The 17485-nt window shown below is 68.7% G+C and carries 16 protein-coding genes; 4 read left to right on the plus strand and 12 right to left on the minus strand.

What is annotated here, in order from left to right; all coding sequences use genetic code 11:
• From AOZ53_RS26405 to rmuC, 3 genes are all read right to left on the minus strand, one after another.
• Positions 1-1583, minus strand: a 1583-nt coding sequence (locus AOZ53_RS26405; protein ID WP_082385780.1) for an isovaleryl-CoA dehydrogenase, incomplete at its 3' end; no start/stop codon positions are given.
• Positions 1584-1647: 64 nt separating this feature from the next.
• Entirely contained in the window at positions 1648-3177 is a 1530-nt protein-coding gene (locus AOZ53_RS26410) for an amidase (protein ID WP_054490019.1), read from the minus strand.
• A gap of 99 nt (positions 3178-3276) precedes the next feature.
• Entirely contained in the window at positions 3277-4668 is a 1392-nt protein-coding gene (gene rmuC, locus AOZ53_RS26415; protein ID WP_054434380.1) for a DNA recombination protein RmuC, read from the minus strand.
• Positions 4669-4832: 164 nt separating this feature from the next.
• Here rmuC and AOZ53_RS26420 point away from each other — a divergent pair, with 164 nt between their 5' ends.
• Positions 4833-5564, plus strand: a complete 732-nt coding sequence (locus AOZ53_RS26420; protein ID WP_054434378.1) for a PhoP regulatory network YrbL family protein — start codon at positions 4833-4835, stop codon at positions 5562-5564.
• Positions 5565-5573: 9 nt separating this feature from the next.
• Here AOZ53_RS26420 and AOZ53_RS26425 read toward each other — a convergent pair whose 3' ends face one another.
• From AOZ53_RS26425 to AOZ53_RS26465, 9 genes are all read right to left on the minus strand, one after another.
• The gene (locus AOZ53_RS26425; RefSeq protein ID WP_156333534.1) at positions 5574-6290 is read right to left on the minus strand and encodes a DNA-3-methyladenine glycosylase; all 717 of its coding nucleotides are present in this window, start codon (positions 6288-6290) and stop codon (positions 5574-5576) included.
• A 13-nt stretch (positions 6291-6303) separates the two neighbouring features.
• The gene (locus tag AOZ53_RS26430; protein WP_054434374.1) at positions 6304-6660 is read right to left on the minus strand and encodes a Spx/MgsR family RNA polymerase-binding regulatory protein; all 357 of its coding nucleotides are present in this window, start codon (positions 6658-6660) and stop codon (positions 6304-6306) included.
• Positions 6657-7466 carry an ABC transporter permease subunit gene (locus tag AOZ53_RS26435; protein ID WP_006384055.1) on the minus strand — a complete coding sequence of 270 codons (810 nt, stop codon included), beginning with the start codon at positions 7464-7466 and terminating at the stop codon, positions 6657-6659. The genes AOZ53_RS26430 and AOZ53_RS26435 overlap by 4 nt, the downstream gene beginning before the upstream one ends.
• The gene (locus AOZ53_RS26440; protein ID WP_006393877.1) at positions 7463-8383 is read right to left on the minus strand and encodes an ABC transporter permease subunit; all 921 of its coding nucleotides are present in this window, start codon (positions 8381-8383) and stop codon (positions 7463-7465) included. Before AOZ53_RS26440 ends, AOZ53_RS26435 begins: the two co-directional genes overlap by 4 nt.
• Positions 8380-9507 (minus strand): ABC transporter ATP-binding protein, encoded by a 1128-nt coding sequence (locus AOZ53_RS26445; RefSeq protein ID WP_054478601.1) that lies wholly within the window; start codon positions 9505-9507, stop codon positions 8380-8382. The genes AOZ53_RS26440 and AOZ53_RS26445 overlap by 4 nt, the downstream gene beginning before the upstream one ends.
• A 5-nt stretch (positions 9508-9512) precedes the next feature.
• On the minus strand, positions 9513-10616 hold the full coding sequence (locus AOZ53_RS26450; RefSeq protein WP_054434367.1) for a polyamine ABC transporter substrate-binding protein: 1104 nt from the start codon (positions 10614-10616) through the stop codon (positions 9513-9515).
• A 150-nt stretch (positions 10617-10766) separates the two neighbouring features.
• On the minus strand, positions 10767-11432 hold the full coding sequence (locus tag AOZ53_RS26455; RefSeq protein WP_369816855.1) for a 3-deoxy-D-manno-octulosonic acid kinase: 666 nt from the start codon (positions 11430-11432) through the stop codon (positions 10767-10769).
• A 55-nt stretch (positions 11433-11487) separates the two neighbouring features.
• Positions 11488-11910: a group II truncated hemoglobin gene (locus tag AOZ53_RS26460; RefSeq protein WP_082380588.1), complete on the minus strand. Its 423-nt coding sequence runs from the start codon at positions 11908-11910 to the stop codon at positions 11488-11490.
• Entirely contained in the window at positions 11910-14441 is a 2532-nt protein-coding gene (locus tag AOZ53_RS26465) for an ABC transporter permease (RefSeq protein WP_054490025.1), read from the minus strand. Before AOZ53_RS26465 ends, AOZ53_RS26460 begins: the two co-directional genes overlap by 1 nt.
• 113 nt (positions 14442-14554) lie before the next feature.
• Here AOZ53_RS26465 and AOZ53_RS26470 point away from each other — a divergent pair, with 113 nt between their 5' ends.
• The 3 genes from AOZ53_RS26470 (at position 14555) to AOZ53_RS26480 (ending at position 17436) form a co-directional block, all read left to right on the plus strand.
• Positions 14555-15529 (plus strand): TRAP transporter substrate-binding protein, encoded by a 975-nt coding sequence (locus AOZ53_RS26470; protein ID WP_054434361.1) that lies wholly within the window; start codon positions 14555-14557, stop codon positions 15527-15529.
• 94 nt (positions 15530-15623) lie between these two features.
• Positions 15624-16124 (plus strand): TRAP transporter small permease, encoded by a 501-nt coding sequence (locus AOZ53_RS26475; protein WP_054490027.1) that lies wholly within the window; start codon positions 15624-15626, stop codon positions 16122-16124.
• Positions 16125-16158: 34 nt separating this feature from the next.
• Positions 16159-17436 (plus strand): TRAP transporter large permease, encoded by a 1278-nt coding sequence (locus tag AOZ53_RS26480; RefSeq protein WP_054434357.1) that lies wholly within the window; start codon positions 16159-16161, stop codon positions 17434-17436.
• Positions 17437-17485: the final 49 nt, after the last annotated feature.

Genomic DNA, 17485 nt, shown 5'->3' on the forward strand with positions numbered 1-17485 from the left:
CCCGCCGCGCCCAGGCGGCTGCCGACGAAACCCCGCGCCACCGGCTCGGGCGCATGCCGGATCAACAGCGCCGCCTGCCACAGCCGCGCCAGCCCGCAGGCGATGCGGCGGGCCTGGAACTCGGCCTGAGACGGATCCGCCAGCAGCGCCCGCCACTGCGCCAGCGCCGCGTCGAACTCACGATGCTGGCCCGAGGCGGGCGCGAATTCGGCTTCCAGCGCCGGCAGCGCCTCGGGCTCGCGCTGCAAGGCCCGCAACACGTCCAGCGCCATGACGTTGCCCGACCCTTCCCAGATGGAATTGACCGGGGTTTCACGGTACAGGCGCGGCATCGGCCCCTCTTCGACGTAGCCGTTGCCGCCCCAGGCCTCCATGCATTCGGCCACCGCCGCGATCGCGCGCTTGCAGACCCACAGCTTGGCGGCCGGCGTGCCGACCCGCGCCAGCGCGCGCGCCCCGGCGTCGGCGCGCTCGTCCACCGCGCGCGCCAGCCGCAGCGCCAGCGCCTGCGCGGCCTCGGCCTCCAGCGCCAGGTCGCCCAGCACGTTGCGCATCAGCGTTTGCGCCAGCAGCGGCTTGCCGAAGGCGTGGCGGTGACCGGCATGGTGCAGCGACTGCACCAGCGCCTGGCGCAGCAGCGCGGCGCTGCCCAGCACACAATCGAGCCGGGTGGTGGCGGCCATCTCGAGCAGCACCGCCAGGCCGCGGCCCGGCTCGCCCACCATGACGCCCCAGGCGTCCTCGAACTCGACTTCGGCGCTGGCGTTGCTGTGGTTGCCCAGCTTGTCCTTCAGGCGGCGGATGCGCACCGCGTTGCGCGGGCCGCCCGGAATCCAGCGCGGCACGAAAAAGCAGCTGAGCCCTTCGTCGGTCTGCGCCAGCACCAGGTGGGCGTCGGCCTGCGGCACCGAAAAGAACCATTTGTGGCCCACCAGCTGATAGGCGCAGCCGCGCCCGGCCGCGCCCAGCGGCGTGGCGCGGGTGGTGACCGCGCGCAGGTCGGAACCGCCCTGCTTTTCGGTCAGGCCCATGCCGATCAACGCGCCGCGCTTGCCCGCCAGCGGCGCATCGGCGCCGTCGAATTCACGCGAATACAGCGCCGGCAGCCAGTCGCCGCCGTAGTCCACCACGCCCGCCGGTTCGCGCTGCAGCAGCGGCACAGCGGCAAAGGTCATGGTGGTCGGGCACAGCGTGCCGGCCTCGACCTGGCCCTGCATCAGATAGGCCGCGGCCCGCGCCACCTGCGCGCCCGGCACCGGCTGCGCCCAGGCGCGGCTGTGCAGGCCGCGCGCCACGATGCCGCTCATCAGCAGTTGCCAGGCCGGATGGAAATCCACGTGGTCGATGCGATGGCCGGCCCGGTCGTAGGCCACCAGCCGCGGCGGACAGCGGTTGACGTCGGCGCCGGCGGCCAGCGTCTGCGCCCGTCCAAGCCAGGCGCCATGCGCGGCCAGGTCGCCGGTCCAGGCGCCGGCGCCCTCGCGCGCGGCGGCCTCGCGCAGCGCCGGATCGGTGTCGAACAACGAATAGTCTTCCAGGGGCGGGACCTGGTTAAGGACGGTATGAGTCACGAACGACGGCATGCTGGCTGCTCCTATTCGCTATTCGATGGCGCGCCGCGACGGCCGGCGCGTCCCGCCCGCGCGCCTATCTGGCGATGGGCGCCACCCGCTGCCAGGGCCGCAGGGCCTCGACCTGGGCGGCCAGTTCCAGCAGCCAGGCCTCGCTGCCCAGCGGGCCCATGACCTGGATGCCGATCGGCAGGCCGTCGGCCGACAGGCCGAACGGAATGGAAATGGCGGGCATGCCCGTCAGGTTGGCCAGCGGCGCGAACGGCGAATAGCCGATCACGCCCTTCTTGCCCAGGCGGTAGGCCAGGTAGTCGGCGTTGTCCATCGCGTAGCGGCCGATGGGCGCCGGCAATTGCGCCAGCACCGGCGACAGGAACAGGTCGTGGCCCTGCGTGCCTTCGCGATGCAGGAAGCGGCCGATGCGGCGCGTGATCTCGTGGCAGGCGTCGACGCAGGCCACGTACTGGGCGCCGGAAATGGCGCGGGCGTATTCGCGCGCGCCGAGCGTGGTGGGCTGCAATTCGTCCGCGGCGAGCCGGCGGTTGCGGGCGCCGACGTAGCTGTCGATGGCGTTGGCGGCGGCGCTGGCGATCAGCGGCAGCATCGGCGACAGCACTTCCTCGGAACCCACCGGCGGCGCGGCCGCCACCAGTTCGTGGCCCAGGCCGGCGAACAGGCGCGCGGCCTCGTCGACCGCGGCCGCGACCTCGGGATGGATGGCCTGGCCTTCGTAGGTGGTGTTGATGTAGGCGATGCAGCGGCGCGGCGCCGAGCGCGGATCGGCCGCCACTCGCGCCACGATGTCGCGGTAGGACTCGCCCGGCCTGGCCGGCGCGGCATAGGGCGCGCCGACATCGGCGCCGGCGCTGATGTCCAGCGCCGCGGCGCAGTCGCGCACCGACAGGGTCATCATGTGTTCGGTGGCCAGGCCGCCCCAGCCCTCGCCCTTGAGCGGTCCCAGCGGCATCATGCCGCGCGAGGGCTTCAGGCCGAGCACGCCGCAACACGAGGCGGGAATGCGGATCGAGCCGCCGCCGTCGCTGCCGTGCGCGATGCGCACCATGCCGCTGGCCAGCGCCGCGCCGGCGCCGCCGCTGGAACCGCCGGCGCTGTGGCCGGCCTTCCAGGGGTTCTGGGTGGGCGCGCCGTAGACGGGCGATTCGCTGGTGGGGCTCAGGCCCAGTTCGGCGCTGGTGCTGCGGCCGAACGGGATCAGGCCGGCGCGGCGGTAGCGCGTGACGATCTCGGCGTCGACGCTCCAGTCGACCTGGCCGTACAGCACCGAGCCCATGGCGCTGGGCAGGCCCAGCGCCGCGGTGCCAAGGTCCTTGAGCAGGGTCGGCACGCCCAGGAACGGACGTTCGTCCAGCAGGGCGAGCCGCTGCTCGTCTGTCAGCGCCGCCAGCTCGCCGTCCAGCGCGCGCGCCAGGTCCAGGCCCAGTTCGGCCTGCACGCCGCAGGCCGCGTTGATCGACGGATTGCGCGCCGCCACCCGCTCCAGCGCCTGCTGCATCGCGGCAAGCGCCGTCGTGGCTCCCTGGGCGATATCGGCGCCCAGCGCCATCGCGTCGAAGGAAGAGGAATCAACTCGGTCAGCCGTGCCCATGCTTACGATGCTCCAGATATCGACGGCGGAATGCCGCAAGTATGAGGATATCGACAGAGCGCCCGGGTCACAAGCCGGGCCCGGCGACGGCCGCGCGAATCAGGCGCCGGAACCCGGCGCGGCCGGCGCGTCGTCGGTGGCGGCGTCGTCCGCGCCGTCATCGGCCACGGCGCCTTCGCCGCCCAGCAGGCGCAGCGCCTCGGCTTCGGGCAGGGCCTCGACGCTCTTGAGGTTGCGCAGCATGGCGCGCGTGCGCACCTCGGTCTGGCCGATCTTGCTGCTGGCGGTGTCCAGCGTCTTCTTGACGCCGGCCAGCGCGTCGCCGAACTTGCCGAACTCGGTCTTGACCGCGCGCAGCACCTGCCAGACCTCGGACGAACGCTGCTCGATGGCCAGCGTGCGAAAGCCCATCTGCAGGCTGTTGAGCAGGGCCGCCAGGTTGCTGGGCCCGGCCACGTTGATGCGCAGGTCGTGCAGGCGGTCCAGCAGGCCGGGACGCCGCAGCACTTCGGCGTACAGGCTTTCGGTCGGCAGGAACATGATGGCGAAGTCGGTGGTGTGCGGCGGCGCCACGTACTTGCCGGCGATCAGCCGCGCCTGCACCTCGACCGCCTTGCCCAGCGCGGCGCCGGCGGCCTTCACGCCCTCGGCGTCGGCGGCTTCCTGCGCGTCCATCAGGCGCTCGTATTCTTCCTTGGGGAACTTGGCGTCGATCGGCAGCCAGACCGGGGCGGCGCCATCGCCCCGCCCCGGCAGGCGGATGGCGAATTCGACCACCGCGTCGCTGCCCGGCACCGGCTTGATGTTGGCGGCGTACTGCTCGGGGGTCATGTTGTCCTCGATCAGCCGCGCCAGCTGCACCTCGCCCCAGGTGCCGCGCGACTTGACGTTGGTCAGCACGCGCTTGAGATCGCCGACGCCGGCGGCCAGCGCCTGCATCTCGCCCAGCCCCTTGTGCACGGCCTCGAGACGGTCCGACACCTGCTTGAACGATTCGCCCAGGCGCTGCTCAAGCGTGGCGTGGAGCTTCTCGTCGACGGTGCGGCGCATGTCGTCCAGCTTCGCGCTGTTGTCATTCTGCAACGCTTGCAGGCGCTGATCGACCGTGGTCCGCACCTCCATCAGGCGCCGCTCATTGATCTGGATGAGTCCCTGCAATTGGTCGCCGAAACCCGCCGCGAAACGCGCCAGCGACTCGGCCGATTCGGCCCGCGCCGCCTGCGCGTCGCGCGTCAGGGCGGCGCGCAGGTCGCCGTGGGATTGGGCAAGTTCCTGGCGCAGGCCGCGGGTGGATTCGGCGAACTCGGCGCGCAGGCCGCGCTGACTCTCCGCCATGTCGGCGCGCAGGGCGCGCTCGGTGCGCTCCAGGCCTTCCAGCAGCGCGTCGAGCCGGTCATCGCGCGCCGGCCGCGACAGCCAGGCCAGCAAGGCAATCAGGCAAGCCAGCACCGCGCCGCCCGCGGCAATCCATAGCAGAACATCATTCGACAAAGTGGCCCCTTCTCAACGCCGCGCGCCCACGCCGGGCGCGTGAAATTATAGGACTCTGATCCGGCCCCCGTAGTCATCGGAAACGACTTCCTTGAGGCTTCAAAAAGCGAAAAGCAAGCAACGGCATTAAACTGTTAACAACTTACATATAACCTTAAAAGCAGTTGAATACAGCTGATCTCCCAACATTCTGTCCGTCCCCCGTCGCCTTCGGCTCCGTCTTCGGCCCATTGAATCTCAATGACGAAACGCCAGTCGCAGTGGGCGGGGACCGTCATATCTTCCAGCATCCCCATGCGCCTTCCCTGCTCGTCAAGGTCATGGACATGCAGGCGCGCGCGGTCTATCTCGAAACCCGCCCGTTCAAGCGCTGGTACAAACAGTACCAGCGCGAAAGCGCCTACCGCGTCTACCTGAACGAAATCACTGAATACGTCACCACCACCACGCGCCCCTCGGGCGTCTGGCGGGTGCCGATGGCGCGCATCCTGGGCCTGGCCCAGACCACGCTGGGCCTGGGCCTGCTGGTCGAGAAGATCACCGACGAGGTCGGCAACATCGCCCCCACGGTGGCCGACCTGGCGCGCCAAGGCAAGATGGACGAGGCGCTGTCAGCGCAACTGGACGAGTTCGTCGAAGACCTGGCCGACGCCCACGTGGTGCTGCACGACCTGTCGCCCAGCAACATCGCCTGCGGCCTGAATGCCGACGGCAAGTCGGGGCTGTTCCTGATTGACGGCTTCGGCGTGCTGCCGCTGGTGCCGGTATACGCCTGGAGCAAGCGCCTGAACCGCAAGCGGATCCAGCGCAAGTACGCCGAAATGCGGGCCGCGATGGCCCGGCGCGCCCGCGAGGCGGCGCTCAGGGCCGCGAACCGCGTCGACCCCGGGACCTGAGCCGCGTCCTCAGGGCGCCCGCTTGAGGGGCGCCCCCGACCCGTCCACCCAGTGATAGTCCCGCCCCGCCTGCTGCCCCCGGCGCAGCGGGTTGCGGGTGCACCAGGCCGCGTAGGCCGGATCAACGTAACGGTATTCCAGGTGTTCGTCGCGTCCGGCGGGAATGCCCAGCCGCGTGGCGCTGATCAGCACCTGGGGCGACTCGCCCACGTCCTCGACGTACAGCGCCTCGGGATCGAAGCGGCGCGCGTCCCAGTCGGGCACCTTCAGGCCGAGCGCGCGGCACAGCAGCGTCTGGCCGGCGCACAGCCGGCCCGGCGGCCGCGGCCGCCCCTGGGCATCGGGGTTCAGGGCCTGCATGCGGGCCAGCGCGTCGGGGCCGGAAACGGCGTCGACCCAGGGATAGGCGGACTTGATCAGGACCGCGTTGCCGGGGCCGCCCGCGCTGAAATTGAGCGAGTCGCCGCCGCGGGCGTAATACATGTAGACCACGCCGCCATCCATGAACAGGGCGCGGCGCTTGTGGGTGTAGCCGAGCGAGGCGTGGCTGCCCTTCTCTTCCAGGTAGTAGGCCTCGGTCTCGATGATGCGCGCCGACAGCCACAGGCCGTCGACGCGATGGCGCACCACCTTGCCCAGCAGTTCTCGCGCCAGCTGGCGCGCGTCGCGATCAAAAAAGGCATCGGGCAACGCCTTGCCGGCGCGGCGCGATGCCTTGTGGGCCATGGCAGCCACGGTGTCAGGCGAAGCGTTCGCCGTAGCGCTTTTCGCTGAAGCCGACGCCGACCTCGCCGTCGGCCGTCACCGCCACCGGGCGGCGCACCAGCGCCGGAAACTCGGCGATCAGCTTGGTCCACTGCGCATCGGTGCTGGCCGTCTTGCGATCGTCGGGCAGATTGCGCCAGGTCATCGAGGCGCGGTTGACCAGTTTTTCCCAGCCGCCGAGCTGACCGGCCCATTCCTTCAGGGTGGCGGCCGGCACCGGGTGGTCGCGGTAGTCGATGAACTGGTGATCGACGCCGTTCGCGGTCAGCCACTCGCGCGCCTTGACGCAGGTGCTGCACTTGGTCAGGCCATACAGGGTGGTTTGCTTCATTTGGGTTCGGACTCCTTGCGCCATTGCATGCGGTTGGCCAGGATGACGCAGGTGCCCACCGCCAGGATGAACAGCGTCGCCAACGCATTGATCTCGGGTTTCAGGCCCAGCCGCACCCGCGAAAAGACTTCCATCGGCAGGGTGCTGGAGCTGGGGCCGGACAGGAACGACGCCAGCACCACGTCGTCCAGCGACAGCGTGAAGGATAGCAGCCAGGCCGAGGCCAGCGCCGGCGCGATCAGCGGCAGCGTGATCTTGAAGAACACGGTGATGGGCGTGGCGCCCAGGTCCAGCGCGGCCTCTTCCAGCGAGCGGTCGAGGTCGCGGATGCGGGTCTGGATCACCACCGCCACGAAGGCCATGCACAGCGTCACGTGGCCGACCCAGATGGTGAAGATGCCGTTCTCGGCCGGCCAGCCGAGGTGGCCGCGCAGTTCCACGAACATCAGCAGGAGCGAGATGCCCAGCACCACTTCGGGGATCACCAGTGGCGCGCTCAGCATGCCGACGTACAGCGCGAAACCGCGGAAACGGCCCATGCGCCCCAGCACGTAACCGGCCCAGGTGCCGATGATGACGGCCGCGGTGGCGGTCATGGCGGCGATGCGGAACGACAGCCAGGCCGCGCGCAGCAGCGCGTCGTCATTGAACAGCGAGTGGTACCAGCGGAACGAGAAACCGGTCCAGGAGGTGACGGCGGGCGATTCGTTGAACGAGAACACCATCAGGCTGATGATGGGCACGTACAGGAAGAAGTAGCCCAGCCCCAGCACCACGGCGCGCAAGGTCTTGTTGGGACCGTTCATTTGCGGCCTCCGCTGGCCAGTTCCTGCTGCTTGACCTGGTTGTACTGGAACAGCGCCAGCGGCACCAGCAACAGCAGCACCATCACGCAGGTCACCGCCGAGGCCATCGGCCAATCGGTATTGTTGAAGAACTCGTTCCACATGACCCGGCCCATCATCAGCGTGTTGGCGCCGCCCAGCATTTCGGGAATGACGTATTCGCCGACCGCCGGGATGAACACCAGCATGGCGCCGGCGATCACTCCCTGGCGCGACAGCGGCACGGTGATCTGCCAGAACGCCTGCCAGGGCTTGGCGCCCAGGTCGTAGGCGGCTTCCAGCAGGCGCAGGTCCATCTTCACCAGCGTGGCGTACAGCGGCAGGATGAAGAACGGCAGGTACGCATAGACCATGCCGATGTACACGGCCAGGTCGGTGCGGTAGATCTCCAGCGGGCTGGAGATGATGCCGAGCCATTGCAGGAAGTTGTTCAAGAGGCCGTCGTTGCGCAGGATGCCGACCCAGGCGTACACGCGCAGCAGCAGCGAGGTCCAGAACGGCAGGATCACACCCAGCAGCAGCAGGTTGCGCACGCGCGGCGACGAGCGCGCGATGTAGTACGCCATGGGATAGCCGATCAGCACACAGGCCAGCGTGGTGATGGCGGCGATCTTGACCGAGCTGAGGTAGGTGGCGAAATACAGGCTGTCGGTGAACAGCAGGATGTAGCCGCGCAGGTGCAGGCTGAACTGCACCGCCTCGTCCTTGAATTCCGCCAGCGCGGTGTACGGCGGAATGCCGAACTTGAGCTCGGCGAAGCTGATCTTGAACACCAGCAGGAACGGCACCAGCAGGAACAGCACCAGCCAGGCGAACGGCGGCACCACCGCCAGCGTCCGGCCCGAGGGCAGCCAGTCGCGGGGCGAGAAGCGGCTCATGACGCCAGCACCGTCGCGCTGTCGGCGTCCCAGCTGACGAAGATCTCTTCGTCGATGCCCGGGGCGTCCAGTTGGGCCAGCTGCAGGCTGGGCACGCTGGCCTCGACCATGGCGCCGGAATCCAGGCGGATCTGGTAGAGCGCGTAGCTGCCCATCCAGGCCATGTGGCTGACCATGCCGTGGGCCCAGTTGTAGTCGCCGGCGGGCTGCTCGCGCGACACCACCATGCGCTCGGGGCGGATGGAGACGTGCACGTCCATGCCCAGCGGCTCGCTGACGCCGTGGCTGACGTACAGCGGGCGGCTCAGTTCGGGGCTTTCGATGGCGACGTGGTCGGGTTCATCGACCACGATGGTGCCGGTGAACATGTTGGTCGAACCGATGAAGCTGGCGACGAAGCGCGAGTTCGGGAAGGCGTAGACGTCCTGCGGCGTGCCGCACTGGACGATCTGGCCGTCGGTCATGACCGCCAGGCGGTGCGCCATGGTCATGGCCTCTTCCTGGTCGTGGGTCACCATGATGCAGGTCACGCCGACCTGCTCCAGGATCTTGACCAGCTCGATCTGGGTCTTCTGGCGGATCTGCTTGTCCAGCGCCGACATCGGCTCGTCCAGCAGCAGCAGCTTGGGCCGCTTGACCAGGCTGCGCGCCAGCGCCACGCGCTGCTGCTGGCCGCCGGACAGCTGGTTGGGCTTGCGGCGCGAATAGCCGGCCATCTGCACCAGGTCGAGCGCCTCGAACACGCGGTCGTGGATCTCGGCGCGGTCCACGCCCTCCTGCTTCAGGCCGAAGGCCACGTTGGCCTCGACCGTCATGTGCGGGAACAGCGCGTACGACTGGAACATCATGTTGACCGGCCGCCGGTACGGCGGCACGCTGGTGATGTCCTCGCCATCGAGCAGGATCTGGCCCGAGGTGGCTTCCTCGAAGCCGGCCAGCATGCGCAACAGGGTCGATTTGCCGCTGCCGGAGCTGCCCAGCAGCGCGAAGATCTCGTTGCGCTTGACCGAGAGATTGACGGAACGCACGGCGACCACGTCGCCGAAAATCTTCACCACGTCGGTCACCCGGACGAACTCGTCCGGATCGGCCGCAAGCTGCGCCGAGTAACGGCTATCGGTCATGATGATCAGCGCCCCGATTTCAGCTCGGCCCACATGCGCGTCTGCAGGCGTTGGATGTTCAAGGGCTGCGCCTTGATGACATACAGGGTCTTGGAGACCTCGGGCGACGGGTAGATCATGGGGTTGTCGGCCACGTCCTTGACCACGTACTGCCGCGCCTCTTTGTTGGCGTTCGGGTAGAACATGGTGTTGGTGATGGCGGCGTGGACCTTGGGCGTCTCGATGTAGTTGATGAACGCCAGGGCTTCTTCCGGATGCGGCGCGTCCTTCGGGATGACCATCAGGTCGAACCAGGCCGGGGCGCCGCCCTTGGGAATGAAGTAGTTCACTTCATAGGCTTTCTTGGCTTCCTGGGCGCGCTTGCGGGCGATCATGACGTCGCCCGAGAAGCCGTAGACCATGCACAGGTCGCCCACGGCCAGCTCGTCGATGTAGCCCGACGAGCTGAACTGGCGGATGTACGGCCGGATCTGCTTGAGCACGTCCAGCGCGGCCTTGTAGTCGTCCGGGTTGGCGCTGTTGGGGTCCTTGCCCAGGTACTTGAGCACCGCCGGGAACACCTGCGCGGCCTCGTCCAGCATCGAGATGCCGCATTCCTTGAGCTTGGCGGCGTTCTCGGGCTTGAAGATCATGTCCCAGTTGCCCAGGTCGACGTTGTCGCCCATGATCTGCTTGACCTTGGTGACGTTGTAGCCCAGGCCGTTGGTGCCGTAGCCCCAGGGAATGGCGTATTCGTTGCCGGGATCGACCGCGGCGACCAGCGCCATGACGTCGGGATCCAGGTACTTCCAGTTGGGGATCTTGGACTTGTCCAGTTTCTGGAACAGGCCGGCCTCGATCTGGCGCGAGGCGTAATGCGTGGACGGGACAACGACGTCGTAACCCGATTTGCCGGCCAGGAGCTTGGCCTGCAGGGTGTCGTTGCTGTCGTAGACGTCGTAGCGGACCTTGATGCCGGTTTCCTTCTCGAAACCCGAGATCGTGTCCGGAGCCGTGTATTCGGCCCAGTTGTAGACGTTGACGACCTTGTTCTGCGCCACCGCCGCCGACGTGGCTGCCGCGATCAGCATCGTCCCCAGCGCCCAGCGCATTCCCGCCCGTAGTTTCATTACCAGCCCCCCAGCTATATGCCGTAAGTTACAGGAGTACCAAAAGGCGGAATCATAAAGCCTTTTAGCGATGACCTGCCCAACTTTACCGGGAGATTTAGCGCAATTTGCCGCAATTGGGCCCGGATCGGGCCGGTGGCGCCGCCTGCCTCAAGGCTGTACGCCAACCCCCCAGGCGGTCCAGTAGCTGTCGCGCAATTTGAGCCAGAAGCGCTCGCCGTCCTCCCCCGCCACTTTGACCAGGGAGCGGCGCAGGCGTTCCAGGTTGCCCTGGCGCTGGCGGTCGGACAGGCCGCCCTGCGTGCCGCGGTCGAAATCGATCAGCCAGACCTGGCCGTCCGAGCCGATCAGGATGTTGAAGGCGTTCAGGTCGGCGTGCCAGACGCCGGCCCGGTGCATGCGCGCGATGGCCTCGGCCACCGGCTGCCACAGGGGTTCGGCCAGCGCCTGGGCCAGCGGCCGCACGCCGGGGATGCGCTCGACCACGATGGCGGCGCGGTAGGTCGGACCCTGGTGCCAGTAGGCCGCGGCCAGCGGCGCCGGCACCGGCAGCCCCTGGGCGCGCATCGCGGCCAGCAGGCGGAACTCGCGGAAGCTGCGGGTGCGGGCCTCGCCCGCCCACAGGTAGGTGTCGCGGCTGAGCTTGGCGATCAACCCGCCGCGCCGGTAGCGCCGCAACACGCCCTGCCAGCCCTGCCCCTGCACGAACCAGGCGGCCTGACGGCCGCCGGCGTCCACCGGCCGGGCGCGGTCGCCATAGTGGGCCGGGTTGAACAGTTCGGGGCCCGATTCGCCCAGGCGCGGGTCGGCCAGCATGGCGCCGGCCAGCGGCGCCGGCCAGCGATGGCGCCGGGCGCCGGTGGGGTCCCGCTCAGCCTTCACGGTTGCGCATCCAGTCGGCCACGCCGAAGAAGGCCTGCAGCAGGCGCTCGACCAGGGCGGGGTCGATGCCCTCGTCCTCCATGGCGCGGCCCATGCAGGCCACCCATTGGTCGCGCTCGATCTCGCCGATCGAGAACGGCAGGTGCCGCGCCCGCAGGCGCGGATGGCCGAAGCGCTCTATATAGTGGTCCGGGCCGCCGAAATAGCCGCACAGGAACCAGAACAGCTTGTCGCGGGCCTCGTCCAGGCTGGGGCCGTGCGCGGCGCGCAGCTCCTTCAGGTCCGGCTCCATGTCCATCAGGTCATAGAAGCGGTCGACCAGGGCGCGCACGCCGGGCTCGCCGCCCAGGAGATCGAAAATGCTGCGGGAGGTTTCCACGGGTTCGACAGGGGTTTGGACGGAGGTCGTCATCAGGTTTCTCTCAGGGTGACCAGCGGCGGGGTGCGCAGCACGCCGCGCAGCGCCAGCGCGCCACCGGCCCAGGCGCCGAGCATACCCGCGCCGACCCCCACCAGCCAGGGCCAAAGGCTGAGGGTAATCGTGAAATCGAACACCTGGGTTGATAAAACCCAAGCGATCGCGCTGGCGCCGGCCGCCGCCAGCAGGCCGGCCAGGCCGCCCACGGCCCACAGCTCGATGCGCTGCGAGCGCGCCAGCTGGCTGCGGGTGGCGCCCAGCGCGCGCAGCACCGCGGCCTCGCGCATGCGTTCGTCGCGGGTGGCGGTCAGCGCGGCCGACAGCACCAGCACGCCGGCCGCCAGCGTGAACAGGAACAGCAGCTGCACCGCGCGGCCGACCTCGTTGAGCACCGACTGCAGCTGTTGCAGGATGGCGCCCACGTCGAACACCGTCAGGTTCGGAAACTGCCGCACCAGCGCGGGCAGCACCTGGGCCTTTTCCGGCGGCAGGTAGAAGGATGTGATCCAGCTTTGCGGCATGTCGGCCAGGGTCTCGGGCGTCAGGATGGCGAAAAAATTGACGCGCATCGTATCCCAATCCACCCGCCGGGTGCTGGACACGGCCACCTCGAACTGCTGGCCGGCCACGTCGAAGGTCATCTTGTCGCCCAGCTTGATGCCCAGGGTCTTGGCCAGGCCCGACTCCAGCGACACCTCGGCCGAACCCGGCTTGAGCCAGCGGCCCTCCTCGATGCGGTTGGACGACGGCATCTGCTCGCCGTAGGACAGGTTGAATTCGCGGTCCACCAGGCGCTTGGCGCGCGGCTCTTCGTAGTCGTCCGGCCCCACCGGCTTGCCGTTGACGGCGATCAGGCGGCCGCGCACCATCGGCGACAGCACGATCTGGCCCAGCCCCTCGCGGGTCAGCGCGTCGGTCACGGCCTGGCGCTGGTCGGGCTGCACATTGATGAGGAAGCGGTTGGGCGCGTCCGGCGGCAGCGTGCGCTGCCAGCCCTGGATCAGGTCGGTGCGGGTCATGGCCAGCAGCAGCAGGGCCATCAGGCCCACCGCCAGCGCGCACACCTGGGTGATGGTGGCGGCGCGCCGGCGCACCACGCCGGCCAGCGCGAACCGCAGCGCCGGCAGGCCGGCGGCCAGGCCGCGCAGGCGCGCCAGGCCCAGGATGCAGAGCCAGGCCACCAGCGCGAACAGCGCAAAGGCCCCCAGGAACCCGCCCGCCACCACGCCGCCCAGCCTGGCGTCGCCGGCGAACCACCAGATCAGCAGCGCGAAGCCGACCGCGCCGACGCCGTAGCCGAGCGCGCTGCGGGCGCTGAGGACGTCGGCGTCGCGCCGCAACACCCGCGCCGGCGGCACATGGCGCAACTGCGCCAGGGCCGGCAGGGCGAAGCCCAGCAACAGCAGCAGGCCGGTCAGCAGGCCCTGCAGGGCCGGGATGGCCGAGGGCGCGGGCAAGGTGGTATCGATCAGCGTGCCCAGCAGCATCACCAGCACCTGGTGCACCGCATAGCCCAGCAGGCAGCCGGCGGCCGAGGCGAACAGGCCGACCAGCGCGAATTCCAGAGTCAGCATGCGCGCGACCTGCGACTGCACCGCCCCCAGGCAGCGCATCACGGCGATGCCGTCGCGATGCCGGGTCATGTAGCGGCCGGCCGCCAGGGCGACGGCCACCGCCGAGATCAGCACCGCCAGCAGCGCCACCAGCGACAGGAAGCGCTGCGCCCGGTCCAGGGTGCGGCGCACCTCGGGCCGGCCCGATTCCAGCGTGGCGACCTTCTGGCCGCGCTGGAGGTTCTGGCCGAGCCAGGCCGAGTAGTTGGCCACCGCGTCCGGCTGGCCCGCCACCAGCAGGGCGTAGCCGATGCGGCTGCCGGGCGCGATCAGCCCGGTGGCCGGCAGGTCGCTGGCCCGCAGCATCACCCGCGGCGCGACGTTGACGAACTGCATGCCGCGGTCGGGCTCATAGGTGATGACCCGGTCGATGCGCAGGTGGGCATCGCCCACATTGAGGGTGTCGCCGACCTTCAGGCCCAGCAGCGACAGCAACTGGCCGTCCACCCAGACCGCGCCCTCGGGTGGGATGTCGCGGGTGGGACCGTCGGGATTGAACGGCGCGTCCGTCACCCGCAGGGCGCCGCGCAGCGGGTAGCCCGGCTCGACCGCCTTGAGGGCGGCGAGCTGGGCGCCGTCGCCGGCGCTGACCATGGAAGGGAACTGCCAGGTATTGGAGACGGACAGGCCGCGTTCGCGGGCCTGGCCGAGGAAGGCGGCCGGCACCGGCTCGTCGGCGTCCAGCACCAGGTCGGCGCCCAGCATCTGCCCGGCGTCGCGCTCCAGGGCCCGGCTGACGCGGTCGGCCAGGAAGCCGACGCTGGTGACGGCGGCCACCGCCACCACCAGGGCCAGCACCAGCAGGCGCAGCTCGCCGGCGCGGGCGTCGCGCATCATCATGCGGGCGCCCAGCGCCAGGGTGGTCCAAAAGCCGGGGCGCCTGGCCCGTGAGACATCAGGGAAATCCATCATCTGCCAATGTTAACCAACGGCCGGAATGGGGGCCGAATCCCGCTATCATGCGCGAAGCGCCTTGCGGCGCCGCACACCCACTGCAAAAAAATACCGAATCCCTGGAGAAGACAATGCGTAAATCCTGGCTCGCGGCCACGATCCTTGCCGCCTGCGCGGTCGCCGCGCCCCTGGCCGCCTCGGCCCAGACTCCCCTGAAGATGGCCTATGCCCTGTCCACGTCGTCGCACTATGGCGCCGGCGCCGACGCCCTGGCCAAGTCGATCGAGGCATCCAGCAACGGCAAGTACAAGGTACAGCAATTCGCCAACAGCGCGCTGGGCGGCGAGCGCGAAGTGATCGAGGGCCTGCAGATCGGCACCATCGACCTGGCCATCGTCTCGACCGGCGCCACCCTGAACTTCGTGCCCGAGACCGGCGTCTTCGACATCCCCTTCCTGCTGCGCGACCTGCAACACGCCCGCAACGTGCTCGACAGCAAGATCGGACAGGATATGCTGGCAAAGTTCCCCAGCCGCGGCATCATCGCGCTGGCCTGGGGCGAACAGGGCTTCCGCCACCTGACCAACAACGTGCGCCCGGTCAAGACGCCGGCCGACGCCAAGGGCCTGAAGATCCGCACCACGGAAAACCCGATCCACATCACCGCCTTCCGCCAGATCGGCATCCTGCCGACCCCGATGGCCTGGCCGGAAGTGGCCACCGCCTTGCAGCAGGGCACCATCGACGGCCAGGAAAACCCGCTGTCGGTCATCACCTCGGCCAAGCTGTCGCAGATGCAGAAGTACCTGGCGCTGACCGGCCACGTCTACGGCCCGGCGCTGGTGCTGATGTCGTCCAACGTCTATGACGGCCTGTCGGCCGAGGACAAGGCCAAGTTCGACAAGGCCGGCAAGGAATCGGCCCAGGCCATGCGCGCCTACGTCGACAACATCGAGAAGACCGGCGTCGAGCAGCTCAAGAAGGAAGGCATGCAGGTCACGGAAGTCGACCGCGCCGCCTTCGCCGCCGCCGTCGAGCCGGCCTACCCCGAGTACTACAAGAAGTTCGACAAGAAGCTGATCGAGTCGATCCGCGACACCAAGTAAGCGCAAGGCCGGCACGGCCACGGGTGGCGGACGGAAACGGTTTCCGCCCGCCCCCTGGCGCCGCGCGCCCTGTCATCCGCCCCTGGAAATCCTCATGCGTCTGCTCTGCGCCTTCGACCGCGTCCTGTTCAAACTGGTGTCGGTCATCGCCCAACTCCTGCTGGTGGCCGCCGCGGCCGCCGCCTTCTACCAGGTCATCGCCCGCTTCGTGCTGCATTCGCCCGCCGACTGGAGCGAGGTGCTGACCCGCGCCCTGCTGATCTGGACGGTGCTGCTGGGCGTGGCCCTGGCCTTCCGCCACGGCGCCATGATCAGCGTCGAACTGCTGCGCAACCTGCTGGGCGGCATGCGCCGCCGCATCCTGGAAGCCGTCATCGGCCTGGTCTGCGCCGGCTTTCTCGGCTTCATCGCCTGGATCGGCGGCCAGATGACCTACCGCGTGCGTTTCCAGAACGTGCCCAGCCTGGACATCTCGATTTCCTGGATCTACCTGGCGATCCCGGTGGGCGCGACGCTCGCCGCCATCGCCGTGCTGGCGCGCTGGTGCGCCGGCGAAGAAGAAGACGTCCCCGTGCGCAACGACGCGCAAGGTTGAGCCCCCGCCCCGAATCCAAGCAGCCGATATCGCCATGTCCCAATTAATGATTGTCTCGATGCTGATTTTCTTCGGGCTGTCCGTGCCGGTCGCCGTGTCGATCGGGCTGGCCAGCCTGGCGGGGGTCGGCGCCGCCAACCTGCCCTGGCTGGTGGTGGCCCAGCAGTTGTTCGCCGCGCTGGACAAATACCCGCTGGTCGCGATCCCGTTCTTCATCCTGGCCGGCAACCTGATGGAAGCCGGCGGCATCTCAGAACGCATGGTGGAGTTCGCCAAGAGCGTGGTCGGCGGCATCCAGGGCGGCCTGGCCTGCACCTGCGTGCTGACTTGCATGATCTTCGCCGCGGTCGCCGGCTCCAGCGTCGCCACCACCTTCGCGGTGGGCGCCATCCTGATCCCGGCCATGATCCGCCACGGCTATCCCGCGCCCTTCGCCGCGTCATTGCAGGCCAGCGCGGCCGAGCTGGGCGTGATCATCCCGCCGTCGATCCCGATGATCCTGTTCGCGGTGTCCACCGACACTTCCACCGGCGAGCTGTTCATCGCCGGCGTCATGCCCGGCATCCTGATCGGCGTGGCGCTGATGTTCTACGTCTGGTTCTACGCCAAGCGCAACAACCTGGGCAAGCGCGACGGCGAAGGCCGCCTGCCGCTGTGGCCGGCCTTCAAGCGCGCCTGGCTGGCGCTGATGATGCCGGTGATCATCCTGGGCGGCATCTACGGCGGCGTCTTCACCCCGACCGAGGCCTCGGTGGTGGCGGTGATGTACGCGGTGGTGGTGGGCAAGTTCGTCTACCGCCGCCTGAGCTTCAAGCAACTGTCGGACACGCTGCACAAGTCGGTGGTGTCGACGGCCGTGATCATGTTCGTGATCGCCAACGCCGGCGTCTTCAGCTTCCTGCTGAACCGCGCCGGCATCCCCGACGCGCTGGGCGTGTGGCTGGCGCAGCTGTTCGACACCCAGTTCTCGTTCCTGATGGGCGTGAACCTGGCGCTGTTCGTGATCGGCATGTTCATCGAGACCTCGGCCTCGATCGTGGTGCTGGCCCCGCTGCTGCTGCCGGTGGCGCTGAAGTTCGGGGTGGACCCGGTGCACTTCGGCATCATCATGGTGGTCAACCTGGCCCTGGGCATGATCACGCCGCCGTTCGGGGTGAATCTGTTCGCGGCCTGCGCGGTGGCGAAGCTGCCGCTGGAGAGGTTGATCAAGCCGTTGATTCCGTTTGTGGGGGTGGTGATTGTTTGTCTGATGGTGATTACTTATTGGCCGGGGCTGTCGTTGGGACTACGGGATTTGGTTTATTCGAAGTAGTTTTTTTTGATTGCGGTGGTGGCTTCGTAGGCCGCCTGTTGCGGCGGGG

Source organism: Achromobacter sp. 2789STDY5608621, from assembly GCF_001299375.1.
Taxonomy (GTDB): Bacteria; Pseudomonadota; Gammaproteobacteria; order Burkholderiales; family Burkholderiaceae_B; genus Achromobacter; species Achromobacter insuavis.

Coding starts and splice junctions, on each gene's coding strand:
- AOZ53_RS26465 (WP_054490025.1), bottom strand. CDS start 14,441: ATGATGGATTTCCCTGATGTCTCACGGGCCAGGCGCCCCGGCTTTTGG.
- AOZ53_RS26435 (WP_006384055.1), bottom strand. CDS start 7,466: ATGAACGGTCCCAACAAGACCTTGCGCGCCGTGGTGCTGGGGCTGGGC.
- AOZ53_RS26455 (WP_369816855.1), bottom strand. CDS start 11,432: ATGCTGGCCGACCCGCGCCTGGGCGAATCGGGCCCCGAACTGTTCAAC.
- AOZ53_RS26460 (WP_082380588.1), bottom strand. CDS start 11,910: ATGACGACCTCCGTCCAAACCCCTGTCGAACCCGTGGAAACCTCCCGC.
- AOZ53_RS26445 (WP_054478601.1), bottom strand. CDS start 9,507: ATGACCGATAGCCGTTACTCGGCGCAGCTTGCGGCCGATCCGGACGAG.
- AOZ53_RS26410 (WP_054490019.1), bottom strand. CDS start 3,177: ATGGGCACGGCTGACCGAGTTGATTCCTCTTCCTTCGACGCGATGGCG.
- AOZ53_RS26450 (WP_054434367.1), bottom strand. CDS start 10,616: ATGAAACTACGGGCGGGAATGCGCTGGGCGCTGGGGACGATGCTGATC.
- AOZ53_RS26475 (WP_054490027.1), top strand. CDS start 15,624: ATGCGTCTGCTCTGCGCCTTCGACCGCGTCCTGTTCAAACTGGTGTCG.
- AOZ53_RS26430 (WP_054434374.1), bottom strand. CDS start 6,660: ATGAAGCAAACCACCCTGTATGGCCTGACCAAGTGCAGCACCTGCGTC.
- AOZ53_RS26480 (WP_054434357.1), top strand. CDS start 16,159: ATGTCCCAATTAATGATTGTCTCGATGCTGATTTTCTTCGGGCTGTCC.
- AOZ53_RS26425 (WP_156333534.1), bottom strand. CDS start 6,290: ATGGCCCACAAGGCATCGCGCCGCGCCGGCAAGGCGTTGCCCGATGCC.
- AOZ53_RS26470 (WP_054434361.1), top strand. CDS start 14,555: ATGCGTAAATCCTGGCTCGCGGCCACGATCCTTGCCGCCTGCGCGGTC.
- AOZ53_RS26440 (WP_006393877.1), bottom strand. CDS start 8,383: ATGAGCCGCTTCTCGCCCCGCGACTGGCTGCCCTCGGGCCGGACGCTG.